Annotated in this window: 16 protein-coding genes; 11 read left to right on the top strand and 5 right to left on the bottom strand. The window is 62.7% G+C overall.

Features of this window, described 5'->3' with window-relative positions:
- Positions 1-49: 49 nt before the first annotated feature.
- Complete coding sequence (locus TU75_RS27320) at positions 50-1,075, bottom strand: hypothetical protein (RefSeq protein ID WP_156422778.1); 1,026 nt, start codon at positions 1,073-1,075, stop codon at positions 50-52.
- A 441-nt stretch (positions 1,076-1,516) separates the two neighbouring features.
- Between TU75_RS27320 and TU75_RS08925 the strand changes: the two genes are divergently transcribed.
- The 5 genes from TU75_RS08925 to TU75_RS08905 all read left to right on the top strand — a co-directional run bounded on the left by TU75_RS08925 (position 1,517) and on the right by TU75_RS08905 (position 8,339).
- Positions 1,517-3,853, top strand: coding sequence for a putative bifunctional diguanylate cyclase/phosphodiesterase (locus TU75_RS08925; protein WP_060548721.1), 2,337 nt, complete (start codon positions 1,517-1,519; stop codon positions 3,851-3,853).
- A 195-nt stretch (positions 3,854-4,048) separates the two neighbouring features.
- Positions 4,049-4,723 (top strand): methylamine utilization protein, encoded by a 675-nt coding sequence (locus TU75_RS08920; protein WP_003231514.1) that lies wholly within the window; start codon positions 4,049-4,051, stop codon positions 4,721-4,723.
- Complete coding sequence (locus TU75_RS08915; protein ID WP_015371317.1) at positions 4,707-7,055, top strand: putative bifunctional diguanylate cyclase/phosphodiesterase; 2,349 nt, start codon at positions 4,707-4,709, stop codon at positions 7,053-7,055. The genes TU75_RS08920 and TU75_RS08915 overlap by 17 nt, the downstream gene beginning before the upstream one ends.
- A 10-nt stretch (positions 7,056-7,065) precedes the next feature.
- On the top strand, positions 7,066-7,920 hold the full coding sequence (locus TU75_RS08910) for a DUF3034 family protein (RefSeq protein WP_060548720.1): 855 nt from the start codon (positions 7,066-7,068) through the stop codon (positions 7,918-7,920).
- Positions 7,920-8,339, top strand: a complete 420-nt coding sequence (locus tag TU75_RS08905) for a group I truncated hemoglobin (protein WP_060548719.1) — start codon at positions 7,920-7,922, stop codon at positions 8,337-8,339. The genes TU75_RS08910 and TU75_RS08905 overlap by 1 nt, the downstream gene beginning before the upstream one ends.
- Before the next feature lie 280 nt (positions 8,340-8,619).
- On the opposite strand, the gene TU75_RS08900 is transcribed toward TU75_RS08905, so the two are convergent.
- Together TU75_RS08900 and TU75_RS08895 are read right to left on the bottom strand one after the other, a co-directional pair.
- Positions 8,620-11,037 carry a glucose/quinate/shikimate family membrane-bound PQQ-dependent dehydrogenase gene (locus TU75_RS08900; RefSeq protein ID WP_060548718.1) on the bottom strand — a complete coding sequence of 806 codons (2,418 nt, stop codon included), beginning with the start codon at positions 11,035-11,037 and terminating at the stop codon, positions 8,620-8,622.
- Positions 11,038-11,657: 620 nt separating this feature from the next.
- Positions 11,658-13,676: a TonB-dependent receptor gene (locus tag TU75_RS08895; RefSeq protein ID WP_060548717.1), complete on the bottom strand. Its 2,019-nt coding sequence runs from the start codon at positions 13,674-13,676 to the stop codon at positions 11,658-11,660.
- Between the two features lie 141 nt (positions 13,677-13,817).
- Here TU75_RS08895 and TU75_RS08890 point away from each other — a divergent pair, with 141 nt between their 5' ends.
- Positions 13,818-14,051 carry a VF530 family protein gene (locus TU75_RS08890; protein WP_015371321.1) on the top strand — a complete coding sequence of 78 codons (234 nt, stop codon included), beginning with the start codon at positions 13,818-13,820 and terminating at the stop codon, positions 14,049-14,051.
- Positions 14,052-14,055: 4 nt separating this feature from the next.
- Positions 14,056-14,682, top strand: a complete 627-nt coding sequence (locus TU75_RS08885; protein WP_060548716.1) for a Pr6Pr family membrane protein — start codon at positions 14,056-14,058, stop codon at positions 14,680-14,682.
- 166 nt (positions 14,683-14,848) lie between these two features.
- Here TU75_RS08885 and TU75_RS08880 read toward each other — a convergent pair whose 3' ends face one another.
- Positions 14,849-15,625 (bottom strand): siderophore-interacting protein, encoded by a 777-nt coding sequence (locus tag TU75_RS08880; protein ID WP_060548715.1) that lies wholly within the window; start codon positions 15,623-15,625, stop codon positions 14,849-14,851.
- Complete coding sequence (locus TU75_RS08875) at positions 15,622-16,164, bottom strand: PadR family transcriptional regulator (protein WP_015371323.1); 543 nt, start codon at positions 16,162-16,164, stop codon at positions 15,622-15,624. The genes TU75_RS08880 and TU75_RS08875 overlap by 4 nt, the downstream gene beginning before the upstream one ends.
- A gap of 482 nt (positions 16,165-16,646) precedes the next feature.
- Between TU75_RS08875 and TU75_RS08870 the strand changes: the two genes are divergently transcribed.
- Genes TU75_RS08870 through TU75_RS08855 form a run of 4 tightly spaced genes read left to right on the top strand, consistent with a single transcriptional unit; the run spans position 16,647 to position 21,158 of the window.
- Positions 16,647-17,165: a fimbrial protein gene (locus TU75_RS08870; RefSeq protein ID WP_003231503.1), complete on the top strand. Its 519-nt coding sequence runs from the start codon at positions 16,647-16,649 to the stop codon at positions 17,163-17,165.
- Positions 17,166-17,219: 54 nt separating this feature from the next.
- Positions 17,220-17,771 (top strand): fimbrial protein, encoded by a 552-nt coding sequence (locus tag TU75_RS08865; RefSeq protein ID WP_060548714.1) that lies wholly within the window; start codon positions 17,220-17,222, stop codon positions 17,769-17,771.
- A gap of 19 nt (positions 17,772-17,790) precedes the next feature.
- Positions 17,791-20,406 carry an outer membrane usher protein gene (locus TU75_RS08860; RefSeq protein WP_156422777.1) on the top strand — a complete coding sequence of 872 codons (2,616 nt, stop codon included), beginning with the start codon at positions 17,791-17,793 and terminating at the stop codon, positions 20,404-20,406.
- Positions 20,403-21,158, top strand: coding sequence for a fimbria/pilus periplasmic chaperone (locus TU75_RS08855; RefSeq protein WP_060548712.1), 756 nt, complete (start codon positions 20,403-20,405; stop codon positions 21,156-21,158). Before TU75_RS08860 ends, TU75_RS08855 begins: the two co-directional genes overlap by 4 nt.
- Positions 21,159-21,167: the final 9 nt, after the last annotated feature.

Raw genomic sequence — 21,167 nt, 5'->3', positions numbered from 1 at the left:
TGGAAGAACGCAATGAATCAATTTGCGATTCTGTACGGAGATCGATTTATCAGGCCGACCTGGTAAAGATAGGGCCTGCCTGACGGCAGGCCGTAACCGGCCCGAACACAAAAAATCTGACACTCTCCCCCAGAACGCAGACAAGCCAGTTCTTATCAAAAACAAAATAACCTGTTGATTTTAAAGCACTAAATTTCAGGCAGCCACATCCCTGTGGCGAGCGGGCTTGCCCCGCGTTGGGGTGCGAAGCGCCCCCAATCCAGCAAAACGCGGTGTACCTGATACGGCTCAGCGCCTGGTTTTGGGGCTGCTGCGCACCCCAACGCAGGGCAAGCCTGCTCGCCACAGGGTTCCAGTCTGCCGCGCAGACAAGCCAGCTTTTATCAAACACAAAATAACGTGTTGATTTTAAAGCACTAAATTTCAGGAAGCCACATTCCTGTGGCGAGCGGGCTTGCCCCGCGTTGGGGTGCGAAGCGCCCCCCATCAAGGGAAATGCGGTGTACCTGATACGGCTCAGCGCCTGGTTTAGGGGCTGCTGCGCAGCCCAACGCAGGGCAAGCCTGCTCGCCACAGGGTTCCAGTCTGCCGCGCAGACAAGCCAGCTCTTATCAAAAATAAAATAACCTGTTGATTTTAAATAACAAAATTTAATGCAGCCGCATCCCTGTGGCGAGCGGGCTTGCCCCGCGTTGGGGTGCGAAGCGCCCCCAATCCAGCAAAACGCGGTGTACCTGATACGGCTCAGCGCCTGGTTTTGGGGCTGCTGCGCAGCCCAACGCAGGGCAAGCCTGCTCGCCACAGGGTTCCAGTCTGCCGCGCAGACAAGCCAGCTCTTATCAAAAACAAAATAACATCTTGATTTTAAATAACTAAATTTCAGGAAGACACATCCCTGTGGCGAGCGGGCTTGCCCCGCGTTGGGGTGCGAAGCGCCCCCAATCCAGCAAAACGCGGTGTACCTGATACGGCTCAGCGCCTGGTTTAGGGGCTGCTGCGCAGCCCAACGCAGGGCAAGCCTGCTCGCCACAGGGTTCCAGTTTGCCGCGCAGACAAGCCAGTTCTTATCAAACACAAAATAACCTGTTGATTTTAAAGCACTAAATTTCAGTCAGCCACATCCCTGTGGCGAGCGGGCTTGCCCCGCGTTGGGGTGCGAAGCGCCCCCAATCCAATCCAGCAAAACGCGGTGTACCTGATACGGCTCAGCGCCTGGTTTTGGGGCTGCTGCGCAGCCCAACGCGGGGCAAGCCTGCTCGCCACAGGGTTCCAGTTTGCCGCGCGACAGCGCTAAGTCGATGACTTGGCGGAGCCGATGGGACTGTCATCACCCAAAAAATGAATATTCACCCAACCAAACGCCAAAAAACCGACTCATCCCTTAGCAATCTGCTAAAACCAATCACTCTACCCAAAATAGATATTTTCCTGACACCCCACCATCAGGCCGCAAGGAATGCACACACCCACAGCCACCAGCGGTCAAGAACGGCGGGCCTCCCCCGAGAGCTCCGCCATGACCTGGCGCCACACCTTCCAGACCCGCATTGCCACGGTCCTGGCGCTGTTGTTGCTGATTGTCGTCGCCGCCACCTATTTCGCGGTCAAGGCCGCCACCACCCGCGCCGTGGAAAACCAGGCGCATGTGCAGATGAAAACTGGCGGCGAGGTGTTCGAGCGTCTGCTCGACCTGCGCAGTCGCCGTCTGCACTACGGTCTCGACTGGCTGACCGCCGATGCCGCGTTCAAACAGGCCGTGGCCGAGGGCAACAGCGAGGCGATCCTCTCGGCGCTGCGTCGGCACGGCACGGGTATTCGTTCCAGCCAAGTGTTCGTGCTGGGGCTCGACGGCAAGGTAGTGCTCAGCACCTTGCCGGTGTTCACGCGTGGGCAGCCGTTTCCCCCTGGCGACGCCCTGCGCCATGCGCGGCGCAAAGGCTTGCAGATGCTGATCGTCGCCATGGACGGGCGGCCCTACCTGCTGGTGCAGAAAGACGTCTACGACCCGCTGCCCATCGCCCGTGTGGTCATGGGCTTTCCCATGGACACGCAGTTCGCCAGCGAACTGCGCTCCATGAGCAACCTGGACGTGTCGTTTCTCAGTGTGCAGGCCGATCAGGCCGGCCCGCTGTTCAGCAGCCAGCCCGAGGCCTGGCAGGCCGGCGTCGTCAATCTGCTACGTGAGGCGCCGCTCAACGCCGAGCCGCAGATCACCCGGTTTTACGGCGAACGCGTGCTCAGCCAGGTGCTGGCGCTGGCCAACACGGGCGACGGCGGCGAGGTGCGCGTGCTGCTGCAAACCCCGCTGGACCAGGCGCTGGAATCCTTTGAACCGCTCGACCGACAGTTCATAGGTATCGCCCTGGCGGTGCTGCTGGTTTCGCTGGCCGGGGCGTTGTTCCTCGCGCGACGGGTGTCGCGCCCGCTCAGTGCCTTGGTGGATGCCGCCGCGCGTATCGGGGCCGGTGATTACGGCACGCCGGTGCGAGTGCGCAGCCAGGATGAGTTCGGCCTGCTGGCCCGCGCGTTCAACGCCATGCAAAGCGGCATTGCCATGCGTGAGCGGCAATTGGCCCACAACGCGCTGCATGATCCGCTCACCGGCTTGCCCAATCGCGCGCTGGCGATGGAGCGCCTGGGCAGTGCGATCAGCGCGCGGCGGCCGGTGGTGTTGCTGTACCTGGGGATCGAAAACTACCGGGTGATCAATGAGGGCTTCGGGCCGGAGGGCGTCGAGGACATGCTGCGTGAAGCCAGCCGCTGCCTGTCCATGAGCCTGCTGACCAGCGACACGGCGGCGCGCATCGCCGGCAGCGAGTTTCTGTTGCTGCTGGAAAACACCCAGGTCGACCGCGCCGTGGCCCGCGCCGACCGCCTGCATGCGTTGCTCACCGAGCCCCGGCGCATCGGCGAAGACGAGGTGCGCCATGAAGTGAGCATCGGCATCGCGGCCTACCCCGCCGATGGTCAGCAGGTGGAAGAGTTGATCAGCCGCGCCGCCATCGCCCGGCATGATGCGGCGAGCCTGCCCGGCCACCTGCAGATCTACCAGCAGGACCGCGACCTGGCCCACCAGCGGCAGATCACGCTGATCCGCGACTTGCGCCGCGCCGCTGCCGAAGGCCAATTGCTGCTCTGCTACCAGCCCAAGCTGGACCTCAGGCTCGGCCATGTGTGCCAGGCCGAAGCCTTGTTGCGCTGGCAGCATCCGACCCTGGGTCTGGTATCGCCGGCCGAATTCATTCCCCTGGCCGAGCGCACCGGCAGCATGGGCTTGCTCACTGCGTGGGTCATCGAAGAGGCCATCCGCCAGATCGCCGACTGGGCCCAGCGTGGCCTGCTGATCCAACTGTCGGTGAACATTTCCGTGGATGACCTGGCCGACGATGACCTGGCCCTGCGTGTCACCGGCCTGCTGGCGCACTACGGCGTGCCGGCCCGGCAATTGATCTTCGAAATCACCGAAAGCGCGATCATGCATAACCCGCAGCAGGCCCTCCGCGTGCTGGAGCAACTGCGCGATTGCGGCATCAGCCTGTCGGTGGATGACTTCGGCACCGGTTATTCGTCGCTCGCACAACTGCAGCGCTTGCCAGTACAGGAGTTGAAGATCGACCAGTCCTTCGTGCGCAACCTCGACAGCGCCACCGGCGACGGCGTGATCGTGCGCTCGACCATCGAAATGAGCCATAACCTGGGGCTGCGGGTAGTGGCCGAAGGGGTGGAGTTCGAACCCAGCCTCAGGTTGCTCAAACTGTGGCGCTGCGACACCGCCCAGGGCTACCTGATCAGCCGGCCGTTGGAGGCGAAGGCGTTCGAGCAATGGATGGGCCAGCAACGCGTTCCGGTATAACGCCTATAGTTTCTGCGCGGGCAGGCGATAACCTCAATGAGCTTGACCGATTGCATCGTTTTTTTACCGACCAGCGGTCAAGCGTGTGACGTTGTTCAGTGGTGGCACTTTGCCTTATTTACGGCATCATAGCTGCCATTGCTTTCAATTTCTGCCAAGGCTGGCCGCTTTTTTCTCCTTATTCGCGGATCTCCCATGGGTCGAGTTGTTCAGCTGTTTTCTTGCGCGGTGCTGCTACTGGCGGCGGGTCCCCTCTCGGCGGCCACGCTCGAGGTGCTCATGCATCAGGCTGATGGCAGCCCGGTGGCGGACGCGGTCGTCACCCTGCAAGGCCCGGCCCACGCGCCGACGGGACCGCTCAAGGCTGATATGGACCAGCGCGGCCAGCGTTTCGCGCCCCATGTGCTGGTCGTGCACACGGGCACCCAGGTGCGCTTTCCCAACAGCGACAACATCCGCCATCAGGTGTATTCCTTCTCCGCCGCCAAGCGCTTCGAGCTGCGCCTGTATGAAGGCACGCCGAGCGAACCGCTGCTGTTCGACAAGGCCGGTGTGGTAGTGCTGGGCTGCAATATCCATGACTGGATGCTCGGTTACATTTATGTCACCGACGATCCGGTGTTCGGCGCCAGCGACGCCCAGGGCCGCGTGCGTCTGGAGCAACTCCCTCCCGGCGACTACCACGCCACCCTGTGGCATCCGCAACTCAAAGCCATGCAGCCGCTGGACGGCGGCATCCTGCACGTTCCCGCCACGGGCCTGAGCCACAGCGTGGTGCTGGCCCTGGAGCCGGTGTCCGCCGATCTGCCGCCCACGCCATCGGCGTTCGGCGATGCCTTCAATCGAGCCGCCCATGAAACTGCGCAGTAGCTTTCAGGCGCGGGTCGCCTCGGTATTGATCCTGTTGTCGCTGGTGGTGATCGGTGCGCTGTATTTCAGTGTGAAAGTCGCCACTAGCTCAGCCGTGCGCGGCCAGGCCCTGACCCAGCTGGAGGTGGGCTCGCGGGTGTTCGAACGCCTGCTTGATGCACGCAGCCGACGCCTGGCCGACGCTGTGCAACTGCTGTCCACCGATTTCGGTTTTCGCGATGCGGTGGCCAGTGGCGATTCGGCAACGATGCGCTCGGTGCTGCTCAACCACGGCAAGCGCATCAATGCCAACGACATGATCTTGCTGGGCATGGACGGCAAAGTGCTGTCCAGCACCCTGAGCGAAGTGCCTGAAGGCTCGATCTTCCGCTACGACCAGGCGCTGCGCGAAGCCAGAAGCAAGCATCAGGCCACGCTGATCGTGCCGCTGCAGGGCAGGCCGCACCTGCTGGTGGAAGCGTCGGTGCTGGCACCGTTGCCGATTGCGCGGGTGGTGATGGGCTTCAGCATGGACGGTACGTTTGCCGACGAGTTGCACTCGTTGAGCAACCTGCAGGTGTCGTTCCTGGCGATCGATAAAGGCGTGCCCGGCGAGTTGGTGAGCACCCAGCCGCAGGCGCTGCGCGACAGCATTCTGGACCTGATGGAAGGCGATTCCAGCCGCCGGGGCGTGTCGACCACCGATCATCTGGAACACAGCTTTCTCAACCAGTCGCTGGTGCTGGCCAGCGACGACGACGGCAAAGTGCTGGCGCTGTTGCAAAGTCCGCTGGATGCAGCGATGCAGGCATTCGTGCCGCTCGATGAAAAGATCCTCGGCATTGCGCTGGTGGCGCTGTTGGCCTCGTTGATCGGCGCATTGCTGCTGGCGCGCACGGTGTCACGGCCCGTGCAGGCGCTGGCGTCGGCGGCCGAGCGCATCGGGCAGGGCCACTACCTTACGCCGGTGACCCTCACCCGCAGCGACGAATTGGGTTTGCTGGCCGGCGCGCTCAATGCCATGCAAAAAGGCATTGCCGAGCGCGAGCAGCAGTTGGCGCACAACGCGCTGCATGACCGCCTCACCGGCCTGCCGAACCGCGCGCTGGCGATGGAGCGTCTGGGCAGCGCGATTGCCCTGCAGCGGCCGATTGCGCTGATTCACCTGGGCATCGATAACCTGCGTGCCGCCAGCGAAGCTGCCGGGCCGGGCGCCGTGGACCAACTGTTGCCTACCGTCGGTCGTCGCCTGCAAGCGGTAATGCGCCCCGGCGACACGCTGGCGCACCTGATCGCCGACGAGTTCTTGCTGTTGCTCGAAGGCGCCGGCAGCGACGAGGCGGTGGGCATGGCCGACAAACTCCAACAATTGCTGCTGCGCCCCCACAGCATCAACGGCCATGACCTGGCGCTGGACTGCCGCCTGGGCATCGCGACCTACCCGGCCGATGGCGAAACCGCGCACACCTTGCTTGAACGCGCCGCGATTGCCATGACGGACGCGGCGAAAATCCCCGGGCGCCTGCAGGTTTACGAGCAGGGCAGTGACCTTGCCCATCGCCGCCAGATCACCCTCATTCGCGACCTGCGCCACGCGCCCGGCCAGGGTCAATTGCTGTTGCACTATCAGCCCAAACTGGACATTCGCCAGGGCCACGTGCGCCAGGCCGAAGCCTTGCTGCGCTGGCAACACCCGCAGTTCGGCATGATCTCGCCGGCGGAATTCATCCCGCTGGCCGAGCGCTCCGGCAGCATTCGCTTGCTGACCCAGTGGGTGATCGAGGAGGGCATCCGCCAGCTCTGCGAATGGAACCGGCGCGGCCTTTACCTGCAACTGTCGCTGAACATTTCGGCGGAAGACCTGCAGGGCGACGAGCTGGCCCATCGCGTATCGGCGCTGCTGCGACGCTATGCCTTGCCGGCCGAACAGTTGGTGTTCGAGATCACCGAAAGCGCGGTGATGCGCGAGCCGGAAAAAGCCCTGAAAGTTTTGCACCTGCTGCGCGACTGCGGCATCAGCCTGTCGGTGGATGACTTCGGCACCGGCTATTCATCGTTGGCCCACCTCAAGCGTCTGCCGGTGCAGGAGTTGAAGATCGATCAGTCGTTCGTGCGCAACCTCGACGAAACCAGCGAGGACGCGGTGATCGTGCGTTCCACCATCGAGATGAGCCACAACCTGGGCCTCAAGGTGGTCGCCGAGGGCGTCGAGTACGCCCACAGCCTGCGCCTGCTGGAGCGCTGGCAGTGCGACACGGCCCAGGGTTACCTGATCAGCCGGCCCTTGAGCGCCGATGCATTCGAAGCCTGGGTGGCGCTGCCGCTCAGTGCACAAACTTCCCTGGTTCATTGAGTAGCCTGACGTGCGTTTTTTCCTGATCGGCTGCCTGGTCGCCCTGACTGTGCAAACCGCGCTGGCCGATAATGGTCGTCTGATCGCCACCGGCGGTGCCAGCAGCCTCGAAGGCGCGGCCGGCGGTGGCATCACGCCGTGGGCGGTACTCGCCGGTTACGGCGAACAGCACGAATGGGGCGCCACGGCGTTCGCCACCACGGTCAACCTGCCGGATTATCGGCTGGACGTAGCCGGGCTGGCGCTGGCCTATGACAACCGCGTCGAGCTGTCTTTTGCCCGGCAACGCTTCGACCTCGGCACCCTGGTGCACCGGCTCAACCTGCCGGATGACCACCTTGGCCAGGATGTGCTGGGGATGAAGGTGCGTTTGTTCGGCGACGTGATTTACGACCGTCTGCCCCAGGTGTCCCTGGGCCTGGAATACAAACACCAGAGCAACTTCGATATCCCCCGCCTGGTCGGCGCCAGGCGCGACAGCGATGTGGAAGGCTACCTCGCCGCCAGCCGTTTGTTCATGGGCGCGGCGTTTGGTTACAACGTGCTGGTCAACGGCAACCTGCGCTACAGCCGCGCCAATGAAACCGGCCTGCTCGGTTTTGGTGGCGACCGCCGTGACCGTCGCAGCCTGCTCAAGGAGGGCTCGGTGGCCGTGTTGTTCAACCCGCGCTGGGCGGTCGGCGTGGAATACCGGGAAAAACCTGACAACCTGTCGTTTGCCGGCGAAAGCGATTGGGCGGATGTATTCGTGGGCTACTTTCCCAACAAGCATGTGTCGGTGGTGCTGGCCTACGCGCGCCTCGGCGAAATCGCCACGCTGGCTGACCAGAACGGCACCTACCTGTCGGTGCAAGGGAGTTTCTGATGCGATTTCTATTGGTTGTACTGGCCCTGCTGCTCAGCGCCTGTGCCCAGCAACCGCCCAGGGATGACAGCCTGTACCGCGACCTGGGCGCCATGCCCGGCATTACCCGCATTGTGGAAGGCATGCTGCTCAACGTGGCCCGTGATCCGCGCATCGTCGAACACTTTCGGCACGTGGATATCCAGCGCCTGCGCAACAAGCTGATCGAGAAATTCTGCGTGGAAGCGGGCGGACCGTGCACCTACACCGGGGACAGCATGGCCGAGACTCACAAGGGCCAGAACGTGACCCGCAGTGACTTCAACGCGCTGGTGGAGGATCTGATTGCTTCGATGGATAAGGAAGGCATCGCCGTACCGGTGCAGAACCGCCTGATTGCGCGGTTGGCGGCGTTGCGTGGTGACGTGATCGAGCGCTAGCCTGCGCTGTCGCACCGCTAACTGGAGACACTGTGGCGAGCGGGCTTGTTGTGGCGAGCGGGCTTGCCCCGCGTTGGGGTGCGAAGCACCCCCAATCCAGCAAAACGCGGTGTACCTGATACGGCTCAGCGCCTGGTTTTGGGGCTGCTGCGCAGCCCAACGCAGGACAAGCCTGCTCGCCACAGGGAATCTGCGCTTAACTGAACGGCATGTGTTTATGCCCATGAAAAAGGCGGCTACCTGTTGAGGGTAGCCGCCTTTTTGTTACCGCCCGTACCGCTTAATCAGGCAGTTTGAACGCCATTACGTAGTCACCCTGCTTGGTGCCCAGGGAGCCGTGACCGCCGGCCATGACGAGCACGTATTGCTTGCCGTCCTTGCCGGTGTAGGTCATCGGTGTGGTCTGCGCGCCGGCTGGCAGGCGGCCTTCCCACAGTTGCTTGCCGTTTTTCACGTCATAGGCACGCAGGTACTGGTCGAGGGTGCCGCTGAGGAACGCGACGCCGCCGGCGGTGGTGAAGGTCCCGCCCAGGCTCGGTACGCCCATGGTCAGCGGGATCGGAACCGGCGAGCTGTCACGCACGGTGCCGTTCTTGTGCATCCACAGGGTCTGGTGGTTGGTCAGGTCGACCGCCGCCACATAACCCCACGCCGGTGCCTGGCACGGCAGGCCCAGAGGCGATAGCAGCGCTTCGAGGATCACGCCGTACGGCGCGCCTTTGTTGGGCTGCACGCCTTCGGTTTCGCTGACTCGCGGGCCTTGCTTGGCGATCTCGGTGGCCGGGATCAGCTTGGATTTGAACGCCATGTAGCTCGGGTTCACAAACGCAATCTGACGCACCGGGTCGACCGAAATGCCGCCCCAGTCGAACACGCCGAAGTTACCCGGGTACACGATCGAGCCCTGCAGCGAAGGCGGGGTGAACGGACCGTCGTAGCGCATGGATTTGAAATCGATGCGGCACAGCATCTGGTCGAACGGGGTTACGCCCCACATGTCGCGCTCTTTAAGCGGCGGCGGCATGAAGTTCAGCTCGGATTTAGGCTGGGTAGGGGAGGTGCGATCACCCGCCACTGCGCCTTGCGGTACGGCCACTTCGTGGATCGGCACTACCGGCTGGCCGGTTGCGCGATCCAGCACGTAGATGCTGCCTTGCTTGGTCGACGCCATCACGGCCTGCTTGACGCCGGCTTCGGTCTTGATGTCGATCAGCGACGGCTGGCCGCCCACGTCCATGTCCCACAGGTCATGGTGAGTGAACTGGAAGCTCCACTTCACATGGCCACTGTCAATGTCCAGGGCGGTGAGGCCGGCGGCGTATTTCTCGGATTCGTCGGTACGGTCGCCGCCGTACTGGTCGGGCATCTGGTTGCCCATCGGCAGGTAGAGCATGCCGAGTTTTTCATCCACGGCGAACATGGACCACATGTTCGGCGAGTTGCGCGTGTAGGTCTGGCCCTCGGCCAACGGGGTGGTGTCGTCCGGGTTGCCGCTGTCCCAGTTCCACACCAGCTTGCCGGTGTGCACGTCGAACGCGCGGATCACGCCGCTTGGCTCGTCGGTCGACACGTTGTCGGTGACGTGGCCGCCGATCACCACCAGGTTTTTGGTCACCGCCGGTGGCGACGTGGAGTAGTAACCGCCCGGAGCGAAGCTGCCGATATTGGCGCGCAGGTCGATCTGGCCTTTGTCGCCGAAGTCTTCACACATCTTGCCGGTGTCGGCATTCAGGGCGATCAGACGGGTGTCGGCGGTCGGTACGAAAATGCGCTTGGGGCAGGCAGTCGGCGCGGCGGCCGGGCTGGCGCTGCCGGTGGGGCTTTGCTCGGAGGCGTAGGCGGCGTCATCGTGATACGACACACCACGGCAGGTCATGTGCGCCCAACCCTTGAAGTTCTCGGCGCCCTGGCTGCTGATCTTCGGATCGAAACGCCAGATTTCCTTGCCGGTGTCCGGGTCCAGCGCAATCACCTGGCTGTGCGGGGTGCACACGTAGAGCATGCCGTTGACCTTGAGCGGGGTGTTTTCCGCGGTGGTCTCGCCCGGGTCGCCGGCGCCCGGGATGTCGCCGGTGCGGAAGGTCCACGCCGGAACCAGCTTGTGCGCGTTGGCCGGGGTGATCTGCGCTAATGGCGAGTAGCGATCACCGAACGCCGAACGGCCGTAGGAGTTCCAGTCACCATCGGCCTGGGCGGGCGCGGCGTTGGCCATGCCTGGCACCGCGTCGCGGTCGAGCTGACCCTTCTTGACCATTTCACCTGGGGTGGTGAACTGGCTGGCCAGTGCGGCGGCACCCGCCAGCACCACGGCCACGCTCAGTGCGCCGGTGCCCAGCGGCGCCGGTTGACCGCGCAGCAACGGACGGCGAAACCACGGCAGCAGCATGACCAGGCCCAGGGCGAACAGCAGCGCCAGGCGCGGCACCAACTGCCACCAGTCCAGGCCGACTTCCCACAGGGCCCACACGGTGCTGGCGAACAGCACCAGTGCGTAAAGGCCCAGCGCCGCGCGGCGGGTGGCCATCAGCAGGACGCCGGTCAGGGTGAGGCCGATACCGGCCAGCAGGTAGTACAGCGATCCGCCGAGCATGCTCAGCTTGACGCCGCCGGCCAGCAAGGCCAGGCCCATGATCAGCAGCAAGACGCCAAGCAGCCTGGGCAGCAGGCGGCTTGGGCTCGAAGCCCCATCAGTGCTCATAGTGTGTTTCTCCGTCACGTTGGAATAGTTGTGTAACCCCGCGCTTCACTGTAGATGACGATTCGACGCGGGCTTGGTTCAGGGTTTTTTTGCTATTTCTGGGGAACGCGAGGCTTATCCACAGGCGGGCGATAGGTTCCCCGGACGCAGGCTGGTTTAAGACAGCGCTGTCTTTATAGTGGGGAACTGTCGGCGAATGTGGACGAACGGGAGGTGAAGCGTTTCAGATTGTTGCGAAGGATAATGCGGTGGGCCGTTTTGAGAAAGCGTAAATCGCAAGATGCATCATTTCAGATTCGGTAACAGTGACTGAATGTCGCGGCGAAAGTTGAAGGGATAAACAGGCTCATGTGGGAGCACGCCGACGATCAATGTGGGAGTCCCCACCAAACTCCTGTGGCGAGCAGGCTTGCCCTGCGTTGGGCTGCGCAGCAGTCCCAGAACCAGGCTCTGAGTAGTTTCTGGTGTACCGCGTTTTATTTGATTGGGGGTGCTTCGCACCCCAACGCGGGGCAAGCCCGCTCGCCACAACAAGCCAGCTCGCCACAACAAGCCAGCTCGCCACAACAAGCCCGCTCGCCATAGAGCCCCCTTTCACAGGGGGCATTGCGGTGCGGGGGTTAGAAGGTGGTGCGCACGCCAACCTGCACGCTACGCCCCGGCGCCGGGGCGATGTCGCGCAGGATCGAGCTGGCGTAGCGCACCGTCTGGTTGGTCAGGTTTTCACCGTTCACGAATGCCAGCCATTGGCTGCCCCCCATGTTGAAGTGATAACCGGCGCTGGCGCCCAGGGTGGTGTAGCCGTCGGTGCCGCTTTCGTTGTCCGGCACGCGGCCCTGGCCAGCGGCATGTTCCACGTCGATGCGTGCCTGCCAGCGGTCCAGCTCCCACAGCAGGCCGCTGCTCATGCGCAATGGCGCAATGCGCGGCAGGGCTTCGCCGGTGTCGAGGTTGGTGGCTCGGGTGTAATCGCCCGACAGTTCCAGAGCGAACTTGCCGTAGGCACTTTCGCCGAGTTTCCAGTGATCCTGGGCTTCGAAGCCGGCGAAACGGGCCCGCACGCCGGAATAGGTGTACTCGGGGATGCCACTCGGGTCGGCGTCGCCTTCGTCATTCAAGGTGCGACCGGTGCCCAGCAGGCCGATGTAATTGGAGAAGTGGCTGTAGAACACACCGAAGCTGCCTTTGTGGGTGCCATTGTCGAAACGCAGCGCCAGGTCGCTGGACACCGCTTTTTCTTTCTTCAGGTTGGCGTCGCCCTGTTCATAGGTGCCGGTGGCGACGTGGGCGCCGTTGGCATACAGCTCGTAGAAGGTCGGCGCGCGCTCGGTGTAGCCCAGGGTGGCGGCCACGGACCAGATCGGTGTCAGCGTGTACACCGCGCCCGACGACAGGCTGCCGGCGGTGAAATCGTTGCTGTTGTCGGCGGTGGCAAAGCGGGCGTTGCCCTTGGCATCCGGGTCGACGCGGGTGTGTTCCAGGCGCCCGCCGAGGCTGAGTTTCAGGCGCTCGGTGGCTTGCATTTCTTCAAGAATAAACAGCGCGGCGGCATTGGTGTCGGTCTGTGGCACGAAGGCTTCTTCACCCAGGGCGGAGAACTCGTTGCGCGTTACCTGGGCGCCGACTACACCGTCGAACGGGCCGATGGGCTGGTGGCGCGCTTCAACGCGGGCTTCGTAGCCCTTGTTCTTGAAAATTGTGCCGGTCTCGCCGCCCTCGATTTCGCGGTGTTCATAGTCGGTGTAACCCGCGTCGAGTTTTACCGAGGTAAACGGGCCTTGCAGGTTGCGGATCTCGGAGGCGAAGGCGTAGTGGTCCTGCTTCATGCGGATACGCACCGCCTGTTCGGCCGGCGAGCCGTAGTTGGCGTCGTAGGTGCTGTAGGACAGCCCGGCATAACCGTCGTCCCAGGTGTAGGAACCGCCCACGGCACCGCCGTCCTGGCGTCCGTCGCTGTTGCCCAGTCGCCCGTCTTTGCCAGGGCCGTCCTCGCTGACCGGCGCATGGCGGCTGCGTGCGAAACCGGGGATTTTCAGGTCGTCGAATTCCCGCGCGTTGGCGTCCAGGTGCAGGGCGAAGGCGCCATTGCCGGCTTCCAGTTTGCCTGCGCTGCTGCGGGTGGTGTCGGCGCCGCCGTAGCGCAACTCGCCGGCTCCGTGGATGCCTTCGATGGCTTCGGTGGGGATGCGATTGTCAAAGGTGTTGACCACGCCGCCGATGGCGCTGCCGCCATACAACAGCGCTGCCGGGCCACGCACGATCTCGACGCGCTCAACGTTGACCGGGTCCAGCGGCACCGCGTGGTCGTAGGACAGCGATGAGGCATCCAGCGCCCCCACGCCGTTGCGCAGGATGCGAATGCGGTCGCCGTCCTGGCCGCGAATGATCGGTCGACTGGCGCCCGGGCCGAAGTACGAAGACGACACGCCCGGCTGCTTGTTCAGGGTTTCGCCAAGGCTGCCTTTTTGTTGCAGGGTCAGGTCGTCGCCTTCGAGCACGGTGGTGGGCGAGGCGAGCTGCTGGCTGCCCAACGGGTTGCCGGTGATGACCTGGGGTTGCAGCTCAAGGGCGTGGGCTTCGGAGCAGATCAGCAGGACGGCAGCGAGTGGAGTCAGGCGCCACAAAGAGCAAAGAGACATCGTACATTCCTTGGTAAAACGTTTGATATTTGTAGTTACAATATAACATCTCTTTTTTCGTCGAGAAGGGGAACTTTTTACCTGGATCGGCGCGGTGGTAAGGTGTGCACCCTTCGTGATCATTTCCTTGATAGGCCCTGCATGACCGCAACACACAACGACCCTCTCCACGGCGTAACCCTGCAACACGTCCTCACCACCCTGGTGGAACACTACGAATGGTCGGGGCTTGCCGAACGCATCGATGTGCGCTGTTTCAAGAGCGACCCGAGCATCAAGTCGAGCCTGACGTTCCTGCGTAAAACGCCATGGGCGCGGGAGAAAGTCGAAGGGTTGTACGTCAAGTTGATGCGCACCAAACGTCCGCTGGACTGAGCCGATGAAGCGTTTCATTGCGGCGGCGGCGCTGGCCGGCTGGGTGGGATTGGCGATTCAGCAGTACCTGATTTTCCAGTCACGCTGGGAGACGGGCGCCAGCCTGCTGGGTGGGCTGGTGAATTTTTTCAGTTTCTTCACGGTGCTGACCAACACCCTGGCGGCGGTGGTGCTCAGCTATGCGCTGGTGCCACGAGACGGCGCCGCCAAACGGTTTTTCCTGGCGCCCGGGGTCAGCAGTGCAATCGCCGTGAGCATCGTTTTCGTCAGCCTGACCTACAACCTGCTGCTGCGGCATTTATGGAGCCCGCAAGGCTTTCAGTTCATTGCCGATGAACTGCTGCACGATGTGATGCCGCTGCTGTTCTTCATTTACTGGTGGCGCTGCGTACCCAAGGGCGTTTTGGGTTTCAGGCACATTGCGGGGTGGGTGATCTACCCGCTGGTGTACTTCGGCTATGCGCTACTGCGCGGGGATTTGCTGGGGCAGTATCAGTACCCGTTCATCGATGTGGGCACGTTGGGTTATCAACAGGTGTTTGTGAATGCCGGGGGCATTCTGCTGGGGTTTGTGCTGATCGCGTTGGCGCTGGTGGGGTTGGACAAATATTCAAAGGCTCGTGCGAACTGATGCGGGCCTGTTGCGGCGAGCGGGCTTGCCCCGCGTTGGGGTGCGAAGCGGCCCCAGTCCAGCAAAACGCGGTGTACCTGATACGGCTCAGCGCCTGTTTTTGGGGCTGCTGCGCAGCCCAACGCAGGACAAGCCTGCTCGCCACGGAGTTACAGCGTCGAGTCTTTCACAGGGTCTGGCTCTCGTCGCTGCCTTGCGCGCGCCAGTAGCCGGCGGCCTTGAGGAATTCTTCGTTGACCAAGTGGGTGTCCAGCAGCACGCGGCGCAGCTGGCGCGATAGTCTGGATTCTGTAGCGACGAAGCAGTACAGCGAGCCATCCGGCATAGTCAGCTTCTGCACCGTATCCAACAAGTCATCCCGGCCACGTATGACCCAGATCACTCGCACGTCCGCCGCACTCTGCAGGGCCTGCTGCTCCGCTTCATTCTCGATTTCAATCACCGCCAGCACCTGGCGCCCGGCCGGCAATTCTTCAAGACGTCGGCCAATGGCCGGCAGCGCGGTTTCGTCACCGATCAGCAGGTAGCTGTCGAAGATATCCGGCACGATCATCGAACCCCGTGGCCCGCCGATGTGCAGGTGCTGGCCGACCTTGACCTGCTCGGCCCAGGTGGACGCGGGGCCGTCTCCGTGCAGCACGAAGTCGATATCCAATTCACCCGCGTCCAGGTCAAAGCGCCGTGGCGTGTAGTCGCGCATGGCCGGTTGTGGGCCATCGCCTTTGATATTGAACGTGGGGCTTTCGAGGGCTGCTTGCTCGGCGGCGTTCTGCGGGAACAGCAACTTGATGTGGTCGTCGCTGCCCAGGCTCACGAAACCGGCCAGCTCCGGCCCGCCCAAAGTGACGCGGCGCATGCGCGGGGTGATGTCGACCACGCGCAGCACCTCGAGGCGACGACGTTTGATTTCATGGGTCACGCGATGAATGGCTTGGTTATTCATTGGTCCTTCCCGTCAGCAATGGCTTGCGCGGTGCGGTTGAGCAGCGCCGCGACACGTTCGATTTCTTCCGGGCTCCAGCGCCCGTGGTGCGAATGCAGGGCATGGCGCACGTTGTGCACCGCCTCATGGATCTGCGGCGGGCGGTCCTGGCCCCGCAGCGAGCGCTTGCTCACATCGATGCGCATGCGCACGCCGTCCAGGGCGACCGCTTGTTCGCCAAGGAAGAGACGACCGGCATCGGTGATTGTGTAGCGTTTTTTGCCGCCGTCGGCGTCGCCGCTGATCAATTCGCTTTCTTCGAGAAAGGTCAGGGTCGGGTAGATCACGCCAGGGCTGGGGCTGTAGGCGCCGTCGAAAAGGCCCTCGATGCGGCGGATCAGGTCATAGCCATGGCACGGCTGCTCGGCGATCAGCGCCGGCAGCAGCAATTTCAGGTCACCCGGTGCAAACACCCGTGGGCCTCGGCCCCCGCGTTCGCGGCCTGGGCGTCTCTCAAAGCCGTCGGGGCTGTCGTGATGAGGATGATGATGCGCTTTCATGTCTCTGCTCTCCGTCATGGTTAGATACAACTTAAGATATATCTTAAGGCAAGGGCAAGCGGTGCTGACGGACGGTCACGTTGCCCCGCAGGCCATGTTCATATCTGGATACGCGGTGTTTAGTTCATGTTAGTGCAACTTGTAATACTGTTCTTACAGTCGTTATTGAGCGCTAATAGTTCTCGATAACTTAAAGTAGTCCATTTCTTACAGCCAAATTATAAGTTTTGGCAAAATGCCATTTTTTTTCCATAAGTTGTATTGACGTTCGACTACTCGAGTAAGCGAAACACCCTGCTTACTTCCCACAGGTAACTCGGGATACTTCTCCGGCGCTGATTGAGCGCCCTGTTGTCAATGCAACTTGTTGGAAAAACACGGAAGCGTTTCCGTGTCACTGGCCCTTAACACCCGCTGATGTTTCAGGGGCGATGAGGGCCGGGCTCTCTTACTGGCATTTTTATTAGATGGATATGGGCAATATGAAAACCAAAATGAAAACCGCGCTGTTGGCTATCGCTGTGTTGGCAGGTTCGGCGTCTGTTCAGGCGGCGGATGGAACAGTGACGTTCACCGGTTCAGTGCATTCGGGCGCTTGCTCCATCAAGCCTGAGTCCGTCGATCAAACCGTTCCACTGGGCGCCATTGCCAAGCATCAGTTGCAGTCCGGAGGCCAATCCAACCCTCGGCCGGTGCTGATCAAACTCGAAGGCTGCGATTTGTCCGGCCTCACCGACAACACCGTGACCACCACCTTCACCGCAGCGCCGTCGACTGTCGTGCCGGGTGCGATCGGCACCGTCGGCAGCGCCGGTGGCGTGGGCATCATGATGAGTCACGGCGGCAGCCTGGTTGAACTGGGCAAGCCGACCGCGCCGCAGATCATCAGCACCGGCGACAACACCCTGGAATTCGGTGCCTACGTGAAGGGCGCCGCCACCGACCCGATCATTCCAGGTGATTTCAGCGCGGTCACCAACTTCACCCTGGCTTACCAGTAAGTCCTTTCCCCCGTCGCACCGGGTGCGGCGGGGGGAATCTGGCGGGAGATAACGGTGAAAACATTCATAAGTCTCGCTGTCGCCTGTTCCCTGATGAGCTTCACCAGCCTTGGCCTCGCGGCATCCCAGGGCGAAGGGCTCGTCACGTTGGGAGGGCAGGTGATGGACTCGGCCTGCGGGCTGGAACTGGCCAGTCGTGACCAAACCATCGAAATGCCGCCCGAGCCTGTCGGCCGCCTGTTGCGCAATGCGCAGGGGGAGCCTCACCCCTTCGAGCTGCGCCTGGTCAATTGCTCGTTGAGCCGTCCCGATCCATTCCGCCCTGGCGGGAGCCTGCCGGATTGGGAGCACCTGCGCGTGATGTTCGACGGTGCCAGCGACATGGGTGGGCGCGCCTTTGCGCTGTTTGGCGAATCCCAGGGCGTTGCGCTGGATATCACCGATGCGGACGGTCACGGCAGCGTTCCAGGTGAACCGCTGCCGCGCAAACCGTTGGTTGAGGGTGACATGACCCTGCACTTCACGCTTCGCCTGGTGGGTAACGGACGCCCGATGGTTGTCGGGCCTCATCGTGCCGCTGTGCGGTTCAAGTTGGAATATTTTTGAAGATTGATGGGTTGCTTGAATGTGGAATACGTCGAAGGTCAGAAATACGCTTCGCCCCAGTCTCTTTGGCGGGTTGATGACACTGGCAGGAACAGCGCTTGGGGCAGGAGACATCGAGTTCAATACCGATGTTCTTGATCTGAGTGATCGCACCAATATCGATTTGTCTCGGTTCGCGCGCAGCGGGTTTATCCTGCCGGGCACCTACTCGATGGTCGTGCAGTTGAATGGCCAGGCTATTGCTGAGCAATCGGTGGCGTTTTACGCCCCTGACGATGATCCGAAGGGGAGCCAGGCCTGTTTATCCGCAAGCCTTGTCGAGCAGTTGGGCCTCAAAGCGGCCGCAGCGGCCAAGTTCACCTGGTGGAAAGACGGCAAGTGCCTGGACACGCAAAGCCTGCCGGGCATGGAAGTCACTGGCGACCTGGCCACCTCCACGCTGACGATCAGTTTGCCCCACGCCTACCTTGAGTACAGCGCCATCAACTGGGACCCGCCCGCGCGTTGGGACGAAGGCGTGCCAGGGCTGCTGGTCGACTACAACCTGACGGCGCAGTCCAACTACCGAAGAAACGACGGCACCCGCAACAACCTCACTGGCAACGGCACGGTGGGCGCCAATGCCGGCGCCTGGCGCGTGCGCGCCGATTGGCAGGGGCGGGTCGAGCGCGCCAGCGAAGGCGCCTACGGCAATCAGAAGCTCGAATGGAGCCGCTACTACGCGTACCGCGCCATTCCTGCACTAAAGGCGCGCCTGGTGGTGGGCGAGGACTACCTGTATTCGGACCTGTTCGACAGCTTCCGCTTTACCGGTGCCTCGCTCAATTCCGATCAGAGTCAGTTGCCGCCCAACCTGCGCGGTTACGCCCCCGAAGTGGTGGGCGTGGCCAAGACCAACGCCAAGGTCATCATCAGCCAGAAGGGCCGCGTGCTCTATGAAACCCTGGTGGCCGCCGGCCCGTTTCGTATCCAGGATCTGCACGACGCGGTGACGGGCTCGCTGGATGTGCGGGTCGAAGAACAGGACGGTTCGGTGCACAGCTTCAAGGTGGATACCGCTGGCGTGCCTTACCTGACGCGACCCGGGCAGGTGCGTTACAAGCTGGCGGCCGGGCGACCGTCCAACCTGCAGTACGGCGGCGACGGCAACATGTTCGGCACCGGGGAATTCTCCTGGGGTGTCAGCAACGGTTGGTCGTTGTTTGGCGGCGGCATGACGGACAACAACTATCGCGCGCTGTCCGTCGGGGCCGGTCGCGATCTGCTGGCCTTCGGCGCCGTGTCGGTCGACGTCACCCAGTCCCACGCCCAACTCTGGGGCGATACCCTCACGGGCAAATCCTACCGCCTGCAATACTCCAAGAACTTCGAGGAGTACGACAGCCAGGTGACGTTCGCCGGTTACCGCTTCTCCGAGAAGAACTTCCTGAGCATGAGCGAGTATCTGGACGCCCGCCATTACGGGTTGAACGGCGAGCGGGCGGGCGGGCGCGGCATGCTCAACGAGCACGGCGAGTACGTCGAAAGCTGGAAGCCGATCGGCGGCAGCAAGGCGCTGTACACGGTCACGGTCAACAAACAGTTTCGTGACCTTGGCGCCACGGTCTATGCCAGCTACAACAAGCAGACCTACTGGAACCGGCCGGACACCCAGCGCTGGAACCTGTCGCTGTCGCGCTACTTCAACGTGGGCAGCGTCAAGAACATGAGCCTCTCGCTGAACCTGTACCGCAGCCAGGAATACCAGCACCTGGACAACGGTATGGCACTCACGGTGAGCCTGCCGCTTGGGCGCACCGGCACCCTGGCGCTGGATGCCAACCGGGCCGGCGGCAACAACACCTTTTCATCGCGCTACAGCGACCGCATCGACGAGCGCAACAGCTACCAGCTGAGTGCCAGCAACCGTTCGGCCAGTGCGTACTTGAGCCACATGGGCGATCAGGCCGACATCGACCTCAGCGCCAGCACACAGGAAGGCGATTACCGCACCCTCAGCGTATCGGCTCGCGGCGGTGGCACGCTCACGGCCCAGGGCGGGGCGCTGCACCGTACCGGCAGCACCGGCGGCACGCGGTTGATGGTCGATACCGGTGGCGTGCCCGATGTACCGGTGCGCGGGTACGGCTCGCCGACACGCAGCAATGCGTTCGGCAAAGCGGTGATTTCCGACATCAGCAGCTACCAGCGCACGGCGGCGAGCGTCGACCTCGAACGCTTGCCGAGCAACGTTGAAGCCACGCAGTCGGTCACTCAATTGACGCTCACCGAAGGGGCTATCGGCTACCGATCCCTGGACGTGATCGCCGGCGCCAAGGCCATGGCCGTGCTGCGCCTGGCAGACGGCAGCGCACCGCCGTTCGGCGCCACGGTGAAAAACGTCAAGCAACAGGACACCGGCATCGTCAATGACGACGGCAACGTTTACCTCAGTGGCATCCAGGCCGGCGACGTGATGATCGTCAGTTGGGGCGGACGCGAGCGCTGCCTCCTCACGCTGCCTGCCGTGCTGCCCGCCGATGGTTTGACCGATGCCCTGCAACTCGGCTGCCGCCCGGTAGCTGCTGAACAATCCTCGCCCGAGCCAGCCGCGCTGCCCGGGAAGCCCCTCGACATGGAGAACACCGCCACATGATGCTCATTACGCGTTTCACCCTGCTGGTCCTGGCATTACTGGTCCTGAGCGACAGCGCCTACGCCGCCGTTGGCCTGGACCGCACCCGCGTGATTTTCGACGGCGGCAAGGAGGCCACCAGCGTCAATATCACCAACAACAATACCCAGTTGCCGTACCTGGCCCAGGGCTGGATCGAAGATGAAAGTGGCAAAAAGATCACCTCGCCGCTGATCGTGCTGCCACCGGTGCAGCGCCTGGAACCGGGCAAACAGAGCCAGGTGAAAGTGCAGGCGTTGCCGGCGGCCAAGTCGCTGCCGCAGGACCGCGAGACGGTCTACTACTTCAACCTGCGCGAGATTCCGCCACGCAGCGAAAAGGCCAACACCCTGCAGATCGCCTTGCAGACCCGGATCAAGCTGTTCTATCGCCCGCAGGCGATCACGCCCAGCCAGCAGGACTTTTCCAACCCCTGGCAGCAGAAGCTGACCCTGACCCGCGAAGGCGAGCACTACAAGGTCAACAATCCGACCCCGTACTACGTGACTCTGGTGGACGCGCGCAGCACCAAAGAGGGCAAAACCGTGGCCGGCTTCGAGCCGCTGATGGTGCCGCCCAAAGGTGCACTGACCCTGGGCCCGACCATCCAGGCGCTGGGCAAGGCGCCGTACCTGGCTTACGTGAATGACTACGGCGGCCGCCCCGTGCTGGCCTTCACCTGCAGCGGTGACACGTGCACGGTCGACGTGCAAGCGTCAACGCCCACTCAGTAATGCCTGCTG

This window comes from Pseudomonas poae (genome assembly GCF_001439785.1).
Taxonomy (GTDB): Bacteria; Pseudomonadota; Gammaproteobacteria; order Pseudomonadales; family Pseudomonadaceae; genus Aquipseudomonas; species Aquipseudomonas poae.
This window is presented reverse-complemented; position numbering and strand designations above follow the sequence as displayed.